This is a genomic window from Owenweeksia hongkongensis DSM 17368 (genome assembly GCF_000236705.1).
GTDB classification, from domain to species: domain Bacteria; phylum Bacteroidota; class Bacteroidia; order Flavobacteriales; family Schleiferiaceae; genus Owenweeksia; species Owenweeksia hongkongensis.
In genome coordinates this window covers 2,506,094-2,523,401 of the sequence record NC_016599.1, presented here as the reverse complement: position 1 = coordinate 2,523,401, position 17,308 = coordinate 2,506,094, and the positions used below count along the sequence as shown (strand labels likewise).

The 17,308-nt window shown below is 41.1% G+C and carries 10 protein-coding genes; 7 read left to right on the top strand and 3 right to left on the bottom strand.

Annotated elements, in window-relative coordinates:
• Positions 1 to 84 precede the first annotated feature (84 nt).
• The 3 genes from OWEHO_RS11085 to OWEHO_RS11075 all read left to right on the top strand — a co-directional run bounded on the left by OWEHO_RS11085 (position 85) and on the right by OWEHO_RS11075 (position 10,709).
• On the top strand, positions 85 to 6,981 hold the full coding sequence (locus tag OWEHO_RS11085; RefSeq protein WP_014202569.1) for a T9SS-dependent choice-of-anchor J family protein: 6,897 nt from the start codon (positions 85 to 87) through the stop codon (positions 6,979 to 6,981).
• A 132-nt stretch (positions 6,982 to 7,113) separates the two neighbouring features.
• A complete protein-coding gene (locus OWEHO_RS11080; protein WP_014202568.1) occupies positions 7,114 to 9,285 on the top strand; it encodes a prolyl oligopeptidase family serine peptidase in 2,172 nt (723 codons plus the stop codon).
• 104 nt (positions 9,286 to 9,389) lie between these two features.
• Positions 9,390 to 10,709, top strand: a complete 1,320-nt coding sequence (locus OWEHO_RS11075) for an acyl-CoA dehydrogenase family protein (protein ID WP_014202567.1) — start codon at positions 9,390 to 9,392, stop codon at positions 10,707 to 10,709.
• A 9-nt stretch (positions 10,710 to 10,718) separates the two neighbouring features.
• Here the strand turns inward: OWEHO_RS11075 and OWEHO_RS11070 are convergent, their stop codons facing one another.
• The gene (locus OWEHO_RS11070) at positions 10,719 to 11,246 is read right to left on the bottom strand and encodes a ferritin (protein ID WP_041627569.1); all 528 of its coding nucleotides are present in this window, start codon (positions 11,244 to 11,246) and stop codon (positions 10,719 to 10,721) included.
• Between the two features lie 159 nt (positions 11,247 to 11,405).
• Here OWEHO_RS11070 and OWEHO_RS11065 point away from each other — a divergent pair, with 159 nt between their 5' ends.
• Together OWEHO_RS11065 and OWEHO_RS11060 are read left to right on the top strand one after the other, a co-directional pair.
• A complete protein-coding gene (locus OWEHO_RS11065) occupies positions 11,406 to 11,840 on the top strand; it encodes a YciI family protein (protein ID WP_014202565.1) in 435 nt (144 codons plus the stop codon).
• A 66-nt stretch (positions 11,841 to 11,906) separates the two neighbouring features.
• A complete protein-coding gene (locus tag OWEHO_RS11060) occupies positions 11,907 to 12,164 on the top strand; it encodes a hypothetical protein (RefSeq protein WP_169312785.1) in 258 nt (85 codons plus the stop codon).
• Positions 12,165 to 12,419: 255 nt separating this feature from the next.
• Here OWEHO_RS11060 and OWEHO_RS11055 read toward each other — a convergent pair whose 3' ends face one another.
• A complete protein-coding gene (locus tag OWEHO_RS11055; RefSeq protein ID WP_014202563.1) occupies positions 12,420 to 13,550 on the bottom strand; it encodes a Fic family protein in 1,131 nt (376 codons plus the stop codon).
• A gap of 229 nt (positions 13,551 to 13,779) precedes the next feature.
• Here OWEHO_RS11055 and OWEHO_RS11050 point away from each other — a divergent pair, with 229 nt between their 5' ends.
• Entirely contained in the window at positions 13,780 to 14,535 is a 756-nt protein-coding gene (locus OWEHO_RS11050) for a DUF4625 domain-containing protein (RefSeq protein WP_014202562.1), read from the top strand.
• Positions 14,536 to 14,584: 49 nt separating this feature from the next.
• Here OWEHO_RS11050 and OWEHO_RS11045 read toward each other — a convergent pair whose 3' ends face one another.
• Positions 14,585 to 15,619: a hypothetical protein gene (locus tag OWEHO_RS11045; RefSeq protein WP_014202561.1), complete on the bottom strand. Its 1,035-nt coding sequence runs from the start codon at positions 15,617 to 15,619 to the stop codon at positions 14,585 to 14,587.
• Between the two features lie 97 nt (positions 15,620 to 15,716).
• Between OWEHO_RS11045 and OWEHO_RS11040 the strand changes: the two genes are divergently transcribed.
• Positions 15,717 to 17,300 carry a hypothetical protein gene (locus tag OWEHO_RS11040; protein WP_014202560.1) on the top strand — a complete coding sequence of 528 codons (1,584 nt, stop codon included), beginning with the start codon at positions 15,717 to 15,719 and terminating at the stop codon, positions 17,298 to 17,300.
• The last annotated feature ends 8 nt before the right edge of the window (positions 17,301 to 17,308 follow it).

The window sequence follows — 17,308 nt, the reverse complement described above, 5'->3', positions numbered from 1 at the left end:
TTTATTAGGGTGGTTTATTGAAGTGCTGATTTATAACGTACTTTAATAGACCATTTTCTATTTAATCTAAAACTAATTTTTGCTATGAGGAGAAGAATACTTCTAATGACAATGTTGATTATCAGCTATTGTCAGGTCATTGTAGCGCAAAATACTTGCGCCACGGCAACATTAATAACTTCAAACGGCACAATATCGGCCCCGGGACCATCCACAGGTGGGGGGTGCTATAATTGTGGTTCTGCTACCGATGCCAACTGGTATCAATGGACCGCTACAGCGGATGGACTGTTGGATGTCAGCGCCTGCGGGCTGACTGCTACCGACACGAGGCTCTGGGTGTATTCAGGAACATGTGCAGGTCTTACCCAAGTGGCCGCTGATGATGATGCGTGTACAAGTTCTGATGGGTTTGCTTCAGCTGTCACTGCTATTCCTATTACAAACGGAACAACGTATTATTTGGAATGGGACAATCGATGGAGTACTGCTGCTTTCCAGTTTAATTTCACATTTACCGCTGTTAGTTGTTTACCACCTTCAGCTTTAGGGGTAGAAAGCAATACGGCTACTACAGCAGATATTTATTGGACTTCTGGAGGTGCTAGTAATTGGGATGTTGAATATGGCTTAATTGGCTTTTCCCCTGGGAGTGGCACCATTGTAAATGCAACAAACGACTCAATTACATTAACAGGTTTAACCGCAAACTCAGTTTATGAATTTTATGTTCGTGATAGTTGTGGAGTAGGAAATTCTTCAGGCTGGGTGGGTCCCATTGTTTTTGGTTTAAATAATACTTGTGCAACAGCAACTATTTTAACAGCTGGTGGTACTTATTGGGCTGCAGGCCCAACTTCGGGAGGAGGGTGTAATAACTGTGGAACTGCCACAAATGCAAACTGGTATCAATGGACAGCTCCAGGTAATGGGCTTTTAGATATAAGTGCATGTGGCCTTTCGGGAAATGATACTAGACTTTGGGTTTACGATGGATCATGTGGTTCGCTCACCCAAGTAGGGGCAGATGATGATGCTTGTACTTCAGCTGATGGATTTGCATCTGCCGTGATTGGACTTGCTGTAACAAATGGAACGACTTACTATCTGGAGTGGGATGATCGTTGGGATAGTGATCCATTTCAATTTTCAATCGCGTTTACACTGGTTTCATGTAACGCTCCTAGCGCCTTAGGTGTTTCTAATGCTACTGCTACTGGTGTAGATTTATATTGGACCGCAGGTGGCGCTACAGACTGGAATGTAGAGTATGGACTTAGTGGTTTTACACCTGGCACTGGTACCCTGACCAATGCCACTAATGATACCGTATCTGTAAGTGGACTTACAGCGGCCACCGCTTACGAATTTTATGTGCGAGATAGTTGTGCCGTTGGAAACGTGAGTAGTTGGGTTGGGCCATTTGGCTTTAAGACAGGGTTCACCCCACCTATGCCGCTCAGCTGTACTGTTGGTAATCCTATTGTGGTTTTTACTGAAGAATTTGACGCAGTTAATGGTTGGACGGGCGATATCAATGGTGGCAATGATACTTGGGAAATCCCAGGTGCGCCTACTTCCTCTAACACTGGGCCGGATGACGAGCATAGTGGTCCTGCAGGAAGCTTTATGAACTTTGAAGCTTCCAATACATCAGTAAGTTCAGGTCAGGTGGTATCACCAGCGATTGATCTTACTACGGCAATGGGAGATGCTGAGCTATCTTTTTGGATGCATGCCTATGGTGCTAATATGGGAAGGCTTACCGTAGGTGTGGGAACATCAGCTACAGGTCCTTTTACACCGGTGTTTACCTGGGCGGGCCAGTACCAAACAAGCGGAAGCGATCCATGGGTAAATATAGGGGCCGACCTAAGTGCTTATATTGGTCAAACAATATATATCCAGTTTCATCAATTGGATAGTGTTTCTGGGTTTACTGGAGATATGTCAATAGACTTAGTAGAAGTAAGTGCATGTATAAGTTGCCCTAATCCTACGGCACTAGGCGCAACGAATATAACGAGTACGGGTGCCGATTTGTATTGGACGACTGGTGGTGCCTCCAATTGGAATGTAGAGTACGGTACAACGGGTTTTACACCTGGCACAGGAACTATGGTGAATGCTATAAACGATACAGTTTCAATCGGGAGTCTAAGTTCGCTAACTACTTATGAATTTTATGTGAGAGATAGCTGTGCTGTTGGGGACGTAAGTGGTTGGGTTGGCCCGTATACCTTTATGACACCATGTGCTGTCGTTTTATCCGGTACTTATACGATTAATGGAGCACAGCCAACAGGAGGCACCAACTACAATACATTTGCAGAAGCGGCATATGATCTTAATAATTGTGGTATATCATCAGCAGTTACCTTTAATGTTCAAGCAGGTCTGTATGTTGATCAACTCCATTTAAATGGGGTGCCAGGAACTTCTGTGAGTAACACCATAACTTTTAATGGTGTGGGAGGCGACACTCTTGTATGGGACGGCAATGGTGAGCAAGGAACCGTGATTATCGAAAACACTTCTCATGTTACCCTTCAAAATATGCTGATTGCAAATCAGGCTTCTTCAGAGGCATGGGGTGTATTGCTGATTGATAACTCAGACACAGTTACCATAGATAATTGCATTATTGCTATGGACTCAACTTCAACCTCCACTGATGTCAGTGCGGTATTGGTATCTAATAGCTATATTAATGACCTTACAGAAGGAGCGGATGTGGATGGACTTACAATCAACAACTGCCTTATTATTGGAGGGTATTACGCAATGAATTTTGAAGGTGTAGGTTCAGGAACTTACTCAAAGGATTATAATGTTACTAATACAGTGATTCGAAACTTCTATGCTGCAGGAATTTATGTTGACGAAATTCAGGATTTTACATGCGTTGGTAACACTATGGAGACCTCGCGAGGTACAGCAGCAGATGGACTTTATACATTTGATATAAACAATTTTGTATTTGAGGAAAATGTAATAAATGTACCCGACTATGGCCTTTATATTGTGGATGGTAACGATGGCTTTACTCCTACAAGCAATTCGCGGGTGGTAAATAACATGATAACTAGTACAGGTGATTACGGTATGTATCTAAATGACTTTGAAAGTACAGAGGTATACCATAATAGTGTAGTAGGAGAACCAGCTATCCGAATAAACGATCAAATTAATCTGGATGTAAGAAATAACATTTTTGTGTCTATCGGTGATTTTGCATTTGAATCGGATGATGCTCTAACCGCTACAGATGTATTAGACTACAATATTTATTTCAGTACAGGTGCAAATGCGTTTGATGTTGGACCAACTGTATATGCAGACTTAGCATTATGGCAGGGAGGTGATCTTACCAAGAATGTTAATTCTATAGAAGGAGATCCAATTTTTTACGGAGCAACAGATCTGCACCTCTTGGGAACTATTGCGAATAACTCAGGAGATGCTACAGTAGGAGTGTTGGTCGATATTGACAATGATGTTCGTTCCTTAACAGCTCCGGATATAGGTGCTGATGAATATGCCCCAGCTTCATGTGTCCCTTCTTCGGTTCTTATGGTGGCTAATGTATACGCGGATAGTGCAACGGTATACTGGACCCCAGGAACAGGTCAACATTATAATATAGAATATGGAACAGCAGGGTTTACAGCAGGAACAGGAACATTAGTTACAGGAGTGGTAGATACTTTCTATACTATTACAGGGCTTACTCCTAATACTGCCTACGATTTTTACTTACAAGATAGTTGTGGATTGACTGATGTGAGTGTATGGGCAGGGCCAGAATCTTTTATTACATTCCCTGTCCCGGTGACTGTACCCTATACCGAAGATTTTGAGGGGGCTACAAATGATATGGCCATTAGCAGTGGCTCTGATGCCTTTGCTGCCGTGGATACTTTTGGTTGTGCTAGTACCAACGCGATCCTGTTTACAGGAGGTTCATCTGCGGGCTGGAGCGGAAGCTCTTCGAGTACTGGAACCTCTGTTAATCAGGCATGGGTTGTGAATACCACTAAGCATAGCCAAGCATTACTACTGGTGGATGCTACTGCAAATACGGGGACGCTAATGCTTGAGTTTGACCTTCGCCAAGAATATTCTTATGGTCAAGGGTATAACTGGTTTAGAGTACTAATAAATGATACGGATCAGGTAACTCCTGACTATCATGCTAGTGCCAGTACTGGAGACGTTTGTGCACGAATGTCTATAGATATTTCGGCCTATACCGGTACTATGTTTTCTGTGAAATTTCAGGGGGCTAACAAGTATGCCATAGGTACTGGTACCGCAAATGGAGATAACGCTTTTTTAGATAATGTGAGTATTTATCAACCTGCGGTTGCTGGTTGTAGCCCATTTACATCTAATATTCCTAACGATACGATTTGTGCTCCAGGCTTTACTGGTTTTACCAGTAATACGGGAAGCAGTGTAGTTTATCTAGACACAGCTCTAGGTCAAATTACAAATGCGGGAGATACACTTCGTATAATCACAAATTCAGATACCACCTTATCACTAATTGAGGCTGCGCCAACTTCTGTTACAGGCCATGTTGGACCTCTTTCAAGTATTGTTACCGCTGGTTACGGATACTTCAGCAACGGTCAGTGGATTTCCATTTTAGATACTGTGAGAATAGATAGTATGACCGTGAATGCAAATGGGGTGGTGGAAGCAAACCTTAGGATATGGACAGATGATCCAGCAAACGGAGGAACTTTGGTTCAGCGAGGCAAAACTTTCACCACGGGTTCAGCTACTGGAGATTATCAAGTATCTGTAGGCGCTGTGCTTTTGCCTGGAAGTTATTTCATAAATGTAGAATTTACAGGAGGAACGGGACAGTTGTTTAGAGCGACAGGCGGTGCTTCTTATCCATATGTTCTAGCTGGATTGATGTCAATTGACAGTACAAACTTCTCAAGTCAGGCAAGGATCTATTATACCTTTGACTTGGTGGCAACCAAAGTTTGCCTTGGAGCTCCAGTTTTAGCTACGTCTTACATCAGAGGTTTAAGTGCAGGTTCTGATCAGTCGCTTATTTTATGTGATAATGGTTCGGCTGAGGATTTAACAACTTACCTTTCTCAGGGGGCTGATCTAGGAGGAACATTTGTTTCTTCAAATGCATCGGCAGCCATTTCAGGTAATATGTTTGACCCTACTTTGCTTACCGCAGGTACTTACCAAGTTTACTACACTACGGTAGCTACAGCCACTTGTCCTTCTGACTCTGCCTTGTTTACAGTAGAGATTCAGGCTTGTTTAAGTTGCGTTGGTTTGACTACGCCTACCTTAACACCAGATACAATTTGTGGCTCAGGTGTGGTTAACTTAATGGCAACACAGTCTGGAACCGACATTGTATGGTTTAATCCACAAAATAGGGTAGAAGGTTATGGTACAACATTGAGCACCACTATTAGTGCTACCACGCAGTTTGTGGCTCAAGCAATTTTAAGCTCAGGGCCCAGCATAACCGCTGGTCCTTCTCAGAGCTTGAGTGTGAATGCATATCCCACTGCCAACTTTACAAATGGTCAATACATTAGTGTTGCTCAGGACGTAAGAATTGACTCAGCAGTATTTGCGGTTAATGGACCACTTGATTTTGTAGTGGCTATTCAGGATGCACAGCGTACCGATACCCTTCAGGTTAGTAATCTGATTAGTTTCACCGCTGGAGATACATCTGCCAAGGAAATAGGTATTTATCTAAGTCCAGGTAACTACTTTATAAATACTATTCCAATTAGCGGAACTGGTATTTTGTGGAGGCCAACAGCAGGAGCTAATTTCCCATACGGAGCACCAAATATTCTGAGTGTAGATAGTTCGGATTTTGGGCCTACCAGATTGTATTATCTATACGATATGAAGGTAAGTGCAGCATGTTTAAGCGCTCCAGATTCTACTTTTGGAGTTATTGTTTCTGGCACAAATGCTGGAACCAGCGATTCTGTAAGTGTTTGTGGTTCTAATACTATGGTAGATTTAAGTAGCTACTTAGGATCATTTGATATGGGCGGAACATGGTACGATGATGATGCTACTGGAGCCATGAGTACTTCCGGTATGTTTGATGCTTCCATGGTAAGCACTGGAGTATATAACTTTACGTATGCATTGCCTTCTGCTTCAGGATGTCCTGGTGATAGTGCAACGATTACCGTAACAGTGGCTTCACCTAATACGGCTGGTATGGACACTACTGCAAGTGCATGTACTTCGCAAACAGCCCTACCGCTTAGACCATTGCTACCTGGTTCTGCCCCTGGTGGTTCTTGGATAGATGTTGATAATTCAGGAGCACTTGTTGGAAATTCATTCTTTGTATCAGGCGTAAGCGTAGGTACCTACAGGTTTACCTACTATACTGCAGCCGGCATATGTCCAGCTGATAGTGCTACTGTAACTGTAGTGGTAAGTGCGGGTGTTTCTGCGGGAACTTTTGCCAATGATACTATTTGTAACGATGCCAGCCCTCTGGATCTTAATACTTTGCTTGACGCCACTGCTACAACCGGTGGTACTTGGAAAGAGGTGAGTGCGTCAGGAGGTCTGTCAGGTAGCATGTTTAATCCAGGAGCTGTAGTAGCAGGTCAATCTTACGTACTGAGATACGTGGTGAGCAATGCTTGCGGTATGGATAGTGCTGAGGTTTCACTTTATGTGGAAGATTGTACGGTAGGTCTTAAGGATTACGTAGCCAGTAACTTGGTGATGTATCCTAACCCAACATCTGGAAATCTTACAATCGAGATGACTGGAGAGGATATGAAAGACATGAATGTACAGGTTTATGGCCTTAGCGGAAAGTTGCTAATTAGTTCCGAGTTTGAGGATACGAAGAAAGCAACTATTGACCTGACAGCGATGCCTAAAGGAGTTTATACCATTAAGGTATTTACAAATAGAGGTATGGTAGTTCGTCAAGTAACAAAAATGTAACCCCCTTTTAAATAGGTAAATGGAAGCGCCTCAGTCATCTGGCTGGGGCGTTTTTTTATGACTTATACAAAGGTGTATATTTGTTCGTCCTTTGACTTTTGCTACTGTGCGAACCTCAATTTTTAAAATTTTATGAAAACAAAAAAAGTACTTTCTGTAGTTATGGCATCTTCTATTTTGATGGCCTGTAATCAGCAAGTTGAAAAAAAAGAAACAGCTTTGAGTTATCCTAATACAATGCGTGACACCACAGTAGTGGATGAGTATTTTGGCACCAAAGTGCCAGACCCTTATCGTTGGTTAGAAAATGATACTTCTGCCGAAACAGAAGCTTGGGTAAAGGCAGAAAACAAAGTGACCTTTGACTACCTGAAAGAGATTCCATACCGCAAGGATATCAATGATAGACTTACCGATCTTTGGAATTATGAAAAGTACTCTGCACCATTTGTAAGAGGTGAGTACACGTATTTCTACAAAAATGATGGGCTACAAAACCAGTCAGTATTATATCGTCAAAAAGGTGAAGAAGGAACTCCAGAAGTTTTTTTAGATCCAAACAAATTTTCAGAAGACGGCACTACATCTCTGGCGGGGCTTAGCTTTACAGAAGATGGAAGCATGGTGGCTTACCAAATTTCTGAAGGTGGATCTGACTGGAGAAAAGTGATTGTACTAAACGCTGAAACCAAAGAGCAAATTGAGGACACATTGATTGATGTGAAATTCTCAGGGGTTTCTTGGTTAAACAATGATGGCTTTTACTACAGCAGCTATGACAAACCAAAAGATGGTAGTGCTCTTTCAGGGCTTACTCAATATCACAAGTTGTTTTATCACAAGTTAGGAACTGAGCAGTCTACTGACGAGTTGATTTTTGGTGGAGACATCACTCCTCGTAGATATATTGGAGGATATGTTACAGAAGACAATAATTATCTGGTGATAAGCGCAGCCACTTCTACAAGTGGAAATGAACTTTACATCAAAGACCTTAGAAAAGCAGATAGTAAGATTGTGAATGTGGTTGATAATTTTGAAAACAACAACAGTGTAATTCACACCGAAGGTGATAAGATTTTTATCAAAACAAACCTGAACGCTCCAAATGGTCGTTTGGTTACAACCAATATTGCCAATCCTTCTCCAGCTAACTGGAAAGATTTAATTGCCGAGACTGAAAACGTGCTTAGCGTAGGTTCTGCTGGAGGTAAGTTTTTTGCCAGCTACATGATTGATGCTACTGACCGTGTTTATCAGTATAGCCTTGATGGCAAAATGGAGAAGGAAATTGAACTTCCGGCTCTGGGCTCCGCAGGTGGTTTTGGTGGCCGTATGGAAGACACTGTTCTGTATTACAGCTTTACTAACTATGTGTATCCTTCTACTATTTTCAAATACAACATTGCTGATGGAACTTCAGAAGTTTACAAAAAGTCAGGTGTGAAGTTTGACCCAGCTAATTATGAGTCAAAGCAGGTATTTTATACTTCTAAAGATGGCACCAAAATACCAATGATTATTACGCACAAAAAAGGTTTGAAATTGGACGGAACTAATCCAACCTACCTTTATGGATATGGTGGTTTTAATGTAAGTCTTACGCCAAGCTTTAGCACTTCTACAATTGTGCTTCTTGAAAATGGTGGAATTATGGCTGTCGCCAACCTTCGTGGAGGTGGTGAGTATGGAGAGAAGTGGCATACTACAGGTACAAAAATGAACAAGCAAAATGTGTTTGACGATTTTATAGCTGCCGCTGAATATCTTATTTCTGAAAAGTATACCAGTTCCGAAAAGCTCGCTGTAGCGGGTGGTTCAAACGGAGGTTTGCTTGTAGGAGCTACAATGACTCAGCGTCCAAGCTTGATGAAAGTAGCTTTCCCGGCAGTTGGGGTTTTGGATATGCTTCGCTACAATAAGTTTACCGCTGGGGCGGGGTGGGCTTATGATTACGGTACGGCAGAAGACAGCAAAGAAATGTTTGACTACTTGTATGGCTATTCCCCTTATCATAATTTGAAGAAAGGAACGGAGTACCCAGCCACTATGGTAACTACTGGAGATCATGATGACCGTGTGGTACCAGCACATAGCTTTAAGTTTGCTGCAGAGCTGCAACATTGCCATGCAGGAAATAATCCAGTGTTGATTAGAATTGAAACCAATGCCGGACACGGAGCTGGAAAACCAACCGATAAAATAATTCAGGAGCAGGCCGATAAGTGGTCTTTCATGTTCTGGAATATGGGCTATGAAAAATTGCCTTCGGCAAGTGAAAACTCAGAGGTTGCTGAGAAATAAGCTTGGTCAAAGTTTTAGATAACTAAAGGCTGCCTTCGGGTGGCCTTTTTTTATGCCTCGGAACTTTGCACAATGGATTGGGTTATAAAATGAAAAACATTCCTATGTCCATATTTTCCAATATCAAAAAGCTAAGTAACCTCTTCTCTCAAATTGATGTTTCTGACACCATCGAAGCACTTGGGAAGCTCGACCGTACGGAGCTTTACCAAATCATGAAAATCATAAAGTCGAAGAGCAAACCTTATCAAGCTCCGGAGATTGAGGGTGATTATTATCAGCTTGCCAGACTTCTCACCAAGGAGGAAAGAGAAAAGCAGCTGGAGGTGCGAGAGTTTATGAATGAGCATGTAAAACCGATTGCCAATGAGTATTGGAATAAGGCACAATTTCCCATGCACATAATCCCCAAAATGGCGGAGCTAAATATTGCCGGGCTTACCTATGAAGGTTATAACAGCCCAATGGGAAGTTACCTTTTAGAAGGGTTTATTACGGTAGAAATGGCGCGGGTGGACACTTCCATTTCTACTTTTTTTGGTGTACAAAGTGGCTTGGCTATGGGCAGTATTTATTTCTGCGGAAGCGAAGAGCAAAAGAAAAAATGGCTGCCACCCATGCAGAGACTTGAAAAGATTGGCGCATTTGGGCTAACCGAACCAAATGTGGGTTCCGCTGTGGCAGGAGGGTTGGAAACTACCTGTAAAAAAGAAGGAGATAAGTGGATTTTGAACGGCCAGAAAAAATGGATAGGTAACGCTACGTTTGCTGATTTGGTAATCATTTGGGCTAGGAATGTAGAGGATAATGAGGTTCGCGGTTTTATTGTGGAAAAGGGTACTGCAGGCTTTAAGGCAGAAAAACAAGAAGACAAGATGGCACTACGCACTGTGCAGAACGCTTTGATTACACTTACCGATTGCGAAGTTTCAGAAGAAAACAGACTGCAAAATTGTGACAGCTTTAGAGATACATCCAAGGTATTAAAAGCCACACGAGCCGGGGTAGCCTGGCAGGCTGTAGGCTGTGCAAGAGGAGCCTATGAGTTAGCCCTCAACTATTCGCATACGCGCAAACAGTTTGGAAAACCCATAGGCTCCTTTCAGCTTGTACAAGACCTTTTGGTAGAAATGCTAACTGACCTTACTGCAATACAAAGCATGGCTTTTCACCTCTCTAAATTACAGGATGAAGGCCGTATGACCGACCAACAAGCTTCATTAGCAAAGGTGGCGTGTAGCCGCCATACCCGTGAAATTGTAGGCAAAGCCCGCGAAATATTTGGCGGCAACGGTATTTTGCTTGAGCATGATATTGCCCGCTTTGTAGCCGATGCTGAAGCGATCTACACGTATGAGGGTACCAAAGAGGTAAACTCACTTATTGTAGGTCGAGACATCACAGGGATCAGTGCATTTGTATAAGCAAACCTACTACCCAGCGTGAGCAGTAGTGTGTAGTTTGCCAATTTCCTGATCGATGGTCCAAAGACCAACACCTTCTTCACCAATAATGTCAAAAACTTCAATCACTCTGCGCGCAAGGGTTTCTTCTTCGCGCTGTTCCATTACAAACCATTGAAGGAAGTTGAAGGTGGCAAAGTCTTTATTGCTCAAGCAATGATCTACAATGTCATGAATAGATTTGGTTACTTGAATTTCATGATCAAGTACATTTTCAAAAACTTCACGAAGGCTTTTAAAGCTATGTTTTATATCATGAGATGCTGGCTGAATAGCGTGTCCGCCAGCTTCGTTTATATAACGAAATAATTTAAGCATGTGCCCACGCTCTTCATCAGAGTGATTGTAAAGAAAATTTGCAGAATTGGTATATCCCTTAGTTTCGCACCAGCTTGCCATGCTCAGGTAATACGCAGATGATCTGCCTTCCATTTTTATTTGCTCGTTCAGTAGCTTTTCTACTTCTTCGCTAAGAGATCTATTTGGGGTAACTATCATAATATTAATTTTTGTGGGTTCTTCACAAAGGTATCGCATAATGTCAGCTTTCAATTAAGTTGTAGCCAATTGCTATTTAGATTAAATCTTATAAACAGTACATTTATTGGCTATTTGAGCCTGATGCCCAAATCCTTTTGGGATAAAATTGTAGAGATAATGAAACTAAAGTTTAGCCTATCCATCACCGTATTTTTCTTTTGCTTGGCGCAAAATGTGTTTAGTCAAGAGGTAGTAACTGATGAGAATGGTTTTGAAACCTTCAGCTATCAGGAAGGAGATACAACTTGCACCATGAAAAAGTACTTTATGGTATTTTTAAAAGCCGGCCCTGAGCGTGGACAAAGTCCTGAAGAATCTGCAGAAATACAAAAGAAACACCTGGCACATATTGGCTGGATGGCCGATCAGGGTTATGTAGATATTGCTGGTCCTTTTGGTGATGATGGGGAGGTACGTGGTATTTTGGTAATGCGTGTTTCTGATAAGGAAAAAGCAGAAGAACTTGCCGCCATGGACCCGGCAGTGAAAGCCGGAAGATTAGTGATGGAAATCCATCCATGGTGGGCTGCTGTTGGTAGTACCCTAAAGTAATGGAAACATTTGTTTCTCCTGCTTCAAAAGGAAGTTTACACCTGTGTTTGGTATCAATTATTCTCTATGAAAAAACTACTCAAGTTTTCTTCTAAAAATCTGACAATGATAGCGCTGGTTTGCCTTACTCTTGGGTTGGCACCGTTCGCCCCTGAACCCCATGTATGGGAAAAATTAAAATGGGTAGCCAATGGAGCAGTTGGTATGGTTTGGTATGACTGGTTTGATTTACTGTTGCACGGCAGCCCCTGGGCAATGTTAATTATTGGGCTAGTAGGGCGTTTTGCCCTCTCAAAGGATGAAACTCCTCCATCCATGCGTTAGTGCTTCATATGGTGGCTCGGCTCCGAGCGAGCAAAGTAAGTAGAGAGAGATTCGCTTGAAATATTCTTTGAGTTAAGTAAATACAACCCTTACATTGATGCTTCCCTTAAAGGAAGTGAATGGACAAAAACCCTATCCTTATTTCATAAATCCTATAAAATCTAAAATAGGGCTAAATGCTATTTTAGTTTTCTAAAATAAGGAGACACCCTATTTTAGAATTTCAACAAAACCTAAAACAAGTAGCTATTTTTTTCATCGCTGATAAAGGTTTAAATAGCTTTCAAAGCTGTAAAGTCTGCCTCTTTTTTCTCCAGTCAGCTCTTTTAAAATTCCAAGCTCCTCAAGGTCATGTATAAGTTTGTAGGCAGAAGCCATGCTGAGGTTTGTGGCCTGGGCCACATGACTCGCACTTATAATGGGGCGGGCATACAGGTGGTTTAAGAGTTTTTGCGCATTGTGTGCCCTTGCACCAAGTTTTTGGGTCACTTTTTCTTCGGTCTCATTTTTAAGTTGTAAAATGGCATTAAAGGTGTTTACCCCATTTTTGGCTGTTTCTATAAGCCCTGTCAAAAAGAATTTTAGCCACTGCCTGATGTCGTGGTGTGTGCGGGTGCGCATTAGGTTGTCATAATACAATTGGCGGTTTTTTTCCAAAAAGTCCGACATATAAAGGATGGGCTTTTTAAGAATATCACGGCTCACCAAAAAGAAGGGTATGAGCAATCGTCCAATTCGTCCGTTACCATCCAGGAAAGGGTGGATGGTTTCAAACTGATAATGAATGATGGCAATCTTGATAAGGTCTGGTACATAAACATCTGTATTGTGGGCAAATTTTTCCAAATCTCCCATCAATGTGGGAACACTGGTAAATACGGGAGGCACAAAAGCGGCATCACTTATGGCAGCGCCCCCTATCCAGTTTTGGCTGGTGCGAAACTGACCTGGCTGCTTAGTTTTGCCACGCACCCCTTGTAGCAGTACACCATGGGTCTCACGGATAAGCCGTGTAGAAAAGGGCAGCTCCTGCAAATGTTCCACGGCATAGTTCATAGCGCGGATGTAGTTTTGAACTTCTTCCCAATCGTCCTTCTTTTCGACTGGTACATCTTTTTCTTCTAGCAGTGCTTCTTCCATATTAGTTTGTGTGCCTTCTATTTTGCTGCTTTTGGTAGCTTCTTTTACTACATGCATACTTATAAAAAGGTCAATATTTGGAGCATATTCCGAAAACATGTCCAGCCGTCCAAGCTGTCTGTCGGCTTGGCTCAGTAAGCTTTGTATCTCTGGGTCATCAATCAGCCATTGCCGGTTTATTGGGTTTGGTTCAAAGCTTTTATAATGGCCCTGTGAAATTATTTGTCCTGATTCAAAAGTTTTCATTTTAGAATATGTTTAATATCTAAAACAAAGGTAATCCTTATTTTAGAAACCTAGCAAAAACTAAAATAAAACTAGTTTTATTTTAGTTTCTTAAAATAGGATGATAGGCTATTTTAAAATTTTGGCAAAAGCTAAAATAAGAATGGCTTTTGAAAAAAAGTAAAGACTCATAGCAGCCATTAACTCGAGGTTTATTTTTTGGGTATTTTGGCATCGTTAAAACTCAACTATGAAAACTACTAAACAACTCTTTATTTACGGTTCATTATTAACCATTTTCTTGGCTTGTAAAAAGGAAGTGGAAAAAGATACGGTTGAGCCCGGTGTTACCAACTTCAGGGCAATACCGCTTTCGGGTGATACTATACTGGCGGGAAAGGATATCAACATTTCCGCTTTACTGAGCGACAATGAAGGTTTGGGAAATGCTGTGATAGAGATAGATGAGAATTACTCAAGCCACATACATGGAGTAAACGCATCACGTAAGTGGAACGAAAGTAGGCATATACAGGTATCGGGAAAATCGCATACTGTAAATGAGACTTTTTCCATTCCTCCAAATACGGCTCCAGGAAATTATCATGTGTTCTTTAACGTAACGGATGAGGCGGGTAATTCCACAAAATACACGGCACCCGATTTTAGAGTAGAAAACCTTACAAGGCCTCAGGTAAACTTAGTTTTAAATGGAGGGAAAGTAGGCGACTCCTTAACTTTTAGAGGACAAATAACGGATGATAAGGATCTAGTTAAACTGATTATTAAGATGCATGTGCCGGGATACCCGAACAGTATAAAACTATTGGACGAGGAAATTGATCTGGATAATCTTGACGATAAGGTTTGGGACTTTGAAACTGATGGACAGTTAGACTTTGTAATTCCAGCTTCAACTCCTGTGGGAACGTACGTTGTTAAAATCACAGCTTTGGATAATGAATCCAATTACAATGCTTACGAGCAGTTGGTGGATTTATATTAAAGGGTAGAAGGGCATCACCCTTTAACACAATAATTGATTAGAGAAGCATTTAGCCTTTTGCTGCTTTTTTAATTGCCTTAGATAACTTCTTAAAGTCTTTAGATGAGTAATCTCTGTCAAACACATCCATATTTTTATAAATCCATTCGCCACTAGGAGAGTATACATTCATGTATTGATCCGTATTTGAGATTGCCGGAACGAGGATATACCTTCCTTCAGCATTTTTACCTTCAAGAATCATATTGTTTATTTCTTCCATGCTACGGATTTCGTAATCATAGTGATAATGTTTAAAGAAATCTTCCTCATCCCGTTCGCTGAATTGTTGAGTCCATCTACTGTAGTCCGTCAAAATTCCTTCTGGAATTACTAATGTGCTGGTTGCTAGCTTTGCTAAGCTTTCAGTTTCTGGTTTTTCCAGCACGCCACAGGTCTGCTCATCTTCGAGTAATTCGCTTATTTGTTTCAAATAAATGCTTAAAGTTCCGGGGTAAAGGTTGGTAAACTCTGCTTTAGTAAAAATATAGTTACTAGATAACGCAAGGTCATTTTTGCTTTTTGAGCTTAGCTTATCGCCTTTCCAAAAGTTTGTTTCAATAGTAGGGTCGTCCAGATAATTTCTATAAAGGTAAATGAGGTCTTTGATATCTGGCCCCAACACCAATCTTGTAATTATCTCTGACTCACCATCTAGATTATGGGTAATAAGATCAAGGTATATTCTTACGGCAGCAACATACGGTGCACCGTTGTCCATGGTTTTCACTACCGTATTCATATTATACCCCAAAAAACTATATTCTTCAGGTGATTTGTAATATTCATTGGCTTCGGATAGCGGAGCCAAAATAAGTTGGTTAATAGTCCAGTTCTTCTTTATTTTCGAACCATACTCTTCATAATATGGTGCATCTTTTTCACTGTAAAAGAAGACGGTTTTCGTTGTTTTAAAAAGGAGCATTGTTTCAGGGTTAATGTCCTTTCCATTCATTACTTTATTATCGGGCACCCCTACAATGAGTTGTGCATTAAGGGAAGCGGTGAGGGCGGCAAGCAGAACTGTGTAATAAAGTTTTTGCATAACGTTGTTTTGAGTTTTAGAAGGCTGCAAACATAAAATATCGCAAGCAACCTAGGATACTTTTCTAGGTCAAATAAAAGAAACCTACTTTGACACAATGAATAATAAAACCCTGCTTTACCTTTCAGTTTTACTCGTTTGGTTTTTACCGAAGTCAATACTGGGCCAGAAGGTTCCACAAACCAGCATAGCTTTTAGTGAAGTGCAAAATGTTCTTGGTGTAGAGCAGGGAAAGGGCTTTGCGCTGGTATACAGAGGTGATACTTTGGCAAGTTTCAGTTCAAATGATAAGCGTTCACTCACAACATTTTTTGACGAAGAAATACGCTGTATTTATTTTGAAGATAGTGTAGAGTATCAATATTCTTTACCACACAGGTCAGGAGTTTTTAGGCTTAGCTTGTCTGATAGTTTGCCTCTTTTTGAAAAAGAAAACCTATCTGAATCCAACTATTCAAAACTAATCCGATACGACTCCATGGGGGCAGAAAAATACAAGGAAGAGATTCGTGAAGATGCAAAGATTGTCACCCGCACAAGCGGAAAAGGAAAGGAAGCAACCACCATTCAGGAGAATCGTTGGTTCGTCAATTATACTCAGGAAAATCCAGATTCATCGTATTTTCGAGAATACAATGCAGACAGTGTGTTGCAAGCGTGGAGCTATGTTTTGAATATGACTAATGGAGAGCGAATTCATGTTGCTCAAAGAGAAGATCCTTTCAACTATACTTTTTCTAAAACATACTATGAACGTGACACCAACTACAATTATAGATTTAATATTAATCCGGATGGTGACACTCTACTAAATGAAAGTTTTTCCAAAAAATTTAAAGAGCTGGATTCAACTTACTATTGTGCAGATTGGAGTGGTGCAGATTATGTTGCCCGTAGTGAGCAGTATCATTCATTAAAAGGGGACTCATCGTATAGTGTTAATTCGCAGGATGGACTTTATTATAGCGTTGATAATTTTGAGGATAGTCTAGAAATTTCTAAATCATTTGACCTTCAAGGAAATCTGATTTATCGAACTTCCATGGAGATGCTCAATGGTGATTATGGCGTAGAAGAAACCCTTGAACAGAGAGATACGTTTTATCATGAGATAAACTATTTTCACGGGTTGCAGTGGGGTAAAGGGCAGATCACAGAGATATTTCCATACATCAGGCGAGTTTACCTTGATGAAGATTCGGCCGTTGTTAGAGTGCTAGATTATTCTTTTGAAAAGCAAGATGAGTGGCCTGTTTTGACCATTACTGAAGGAGACACGAGTTGGATAGAAAGCATGGATGATGGAGGGAATTCCAAGTATGCCCCTAAGATAGGGGTTACCATAAGCAATAGAGTGGGGTGGGAAATGCGGGAGTCAACATATTATTTTTCAGGAACGGCAAAGAGGAAAACAGAAAAGCTACTGGGGAGTTTTATTAAAGCAAATAATGGGAGAGGCAAAATGGGCTTTGGAGTTCCACCCTTTTATATTCTTAAAAATCAAAACTCAGTTCAATTTGTACAGAACCTATCAGGGCTTAATGATCTACAAATACAAGGACTGAAGCAAATCCTTTCGGGAAAGGGAAAAAAAGCTGTATTGTATATAAATGATAATGCCCAGCACTTTGAGGGAACTTTCGCAAAACTGTTTTTTGAGTTCAGCTACTATGTACAGTAGTATCCTTT

Bases quoted from the DNA above. Each gene is read 5' to 3' on its own strand.
- OWEHO_RS11045 (WP_014202561.1), bottom strand. From the start codon at position 15,619: ATGCAAAAACTTTATTACACAGTTCTGCTTGCCGCCCTCACCGCTTCC.
- OWEHO_RS11075 (WP_014202567.1), top strand. From the start codon at position 9,390: ATGTCCATATTTTCCAATATCAAAAAGCTAAGTAACCTCTTCTCTCAA.
- OWEHO_RS11055 (WP_014202563.1), bottom strand. From the start codon at position 13,550: ATGAAAACTTTTGAATCAGGACAAATAATTTCACAGGGCCATTATAAA.
- OWEHO_RS11065 (WP_014202565.1), top strand. From the start codon at position 11,406: ATGAAACTAAAGTTTAGCCTATCCATCACCGTATTTTTCTTTTGCTTG.
- OWEHO_RS11080 (WP_014202568.1), top strand. From the start codon at position 7,114: ATGAAAACAAAAAAAGTACTTTCTGTAGTTATGGCATCTTCTATTTTG.
- OWEHO_RS11040 (WP_014202560.1), top strand. From the start codon at position 15,717: ATGAATAATAAAACCCTGCTTTACCTTTCAGTTTTACTCGTTTGGTTT.
- OWEHO_RS11050 (WP_014202562.1), top strand. From the start codon at position 13,780: ATGAAAACTACTAAACAACTCTTTATTTACGGTTCATTATTAACCATT.
- OWEHO_RS11070 (WP_041627569.1), bottom strand. From the start codon at position 11,246: ATGATAGTTACCCCAAATAGATCTCTTAGCGAAGAAGTAGAAAAGCTA.
- OWEHO_RS11085 (WP_014202569.1), top strand. From the start codon at position 85: ATGAGGAGAAGAATACTTCTAATGACAATGTTGATTATCAGCTATTGT.
- OWEHO_RS11060 (WP_169312785.1), top strand. From the start codon at position 11,907: ATGAAAAAACTACTCAAGTTTTCTTCTAAAAATCTGACAATGATAGCG.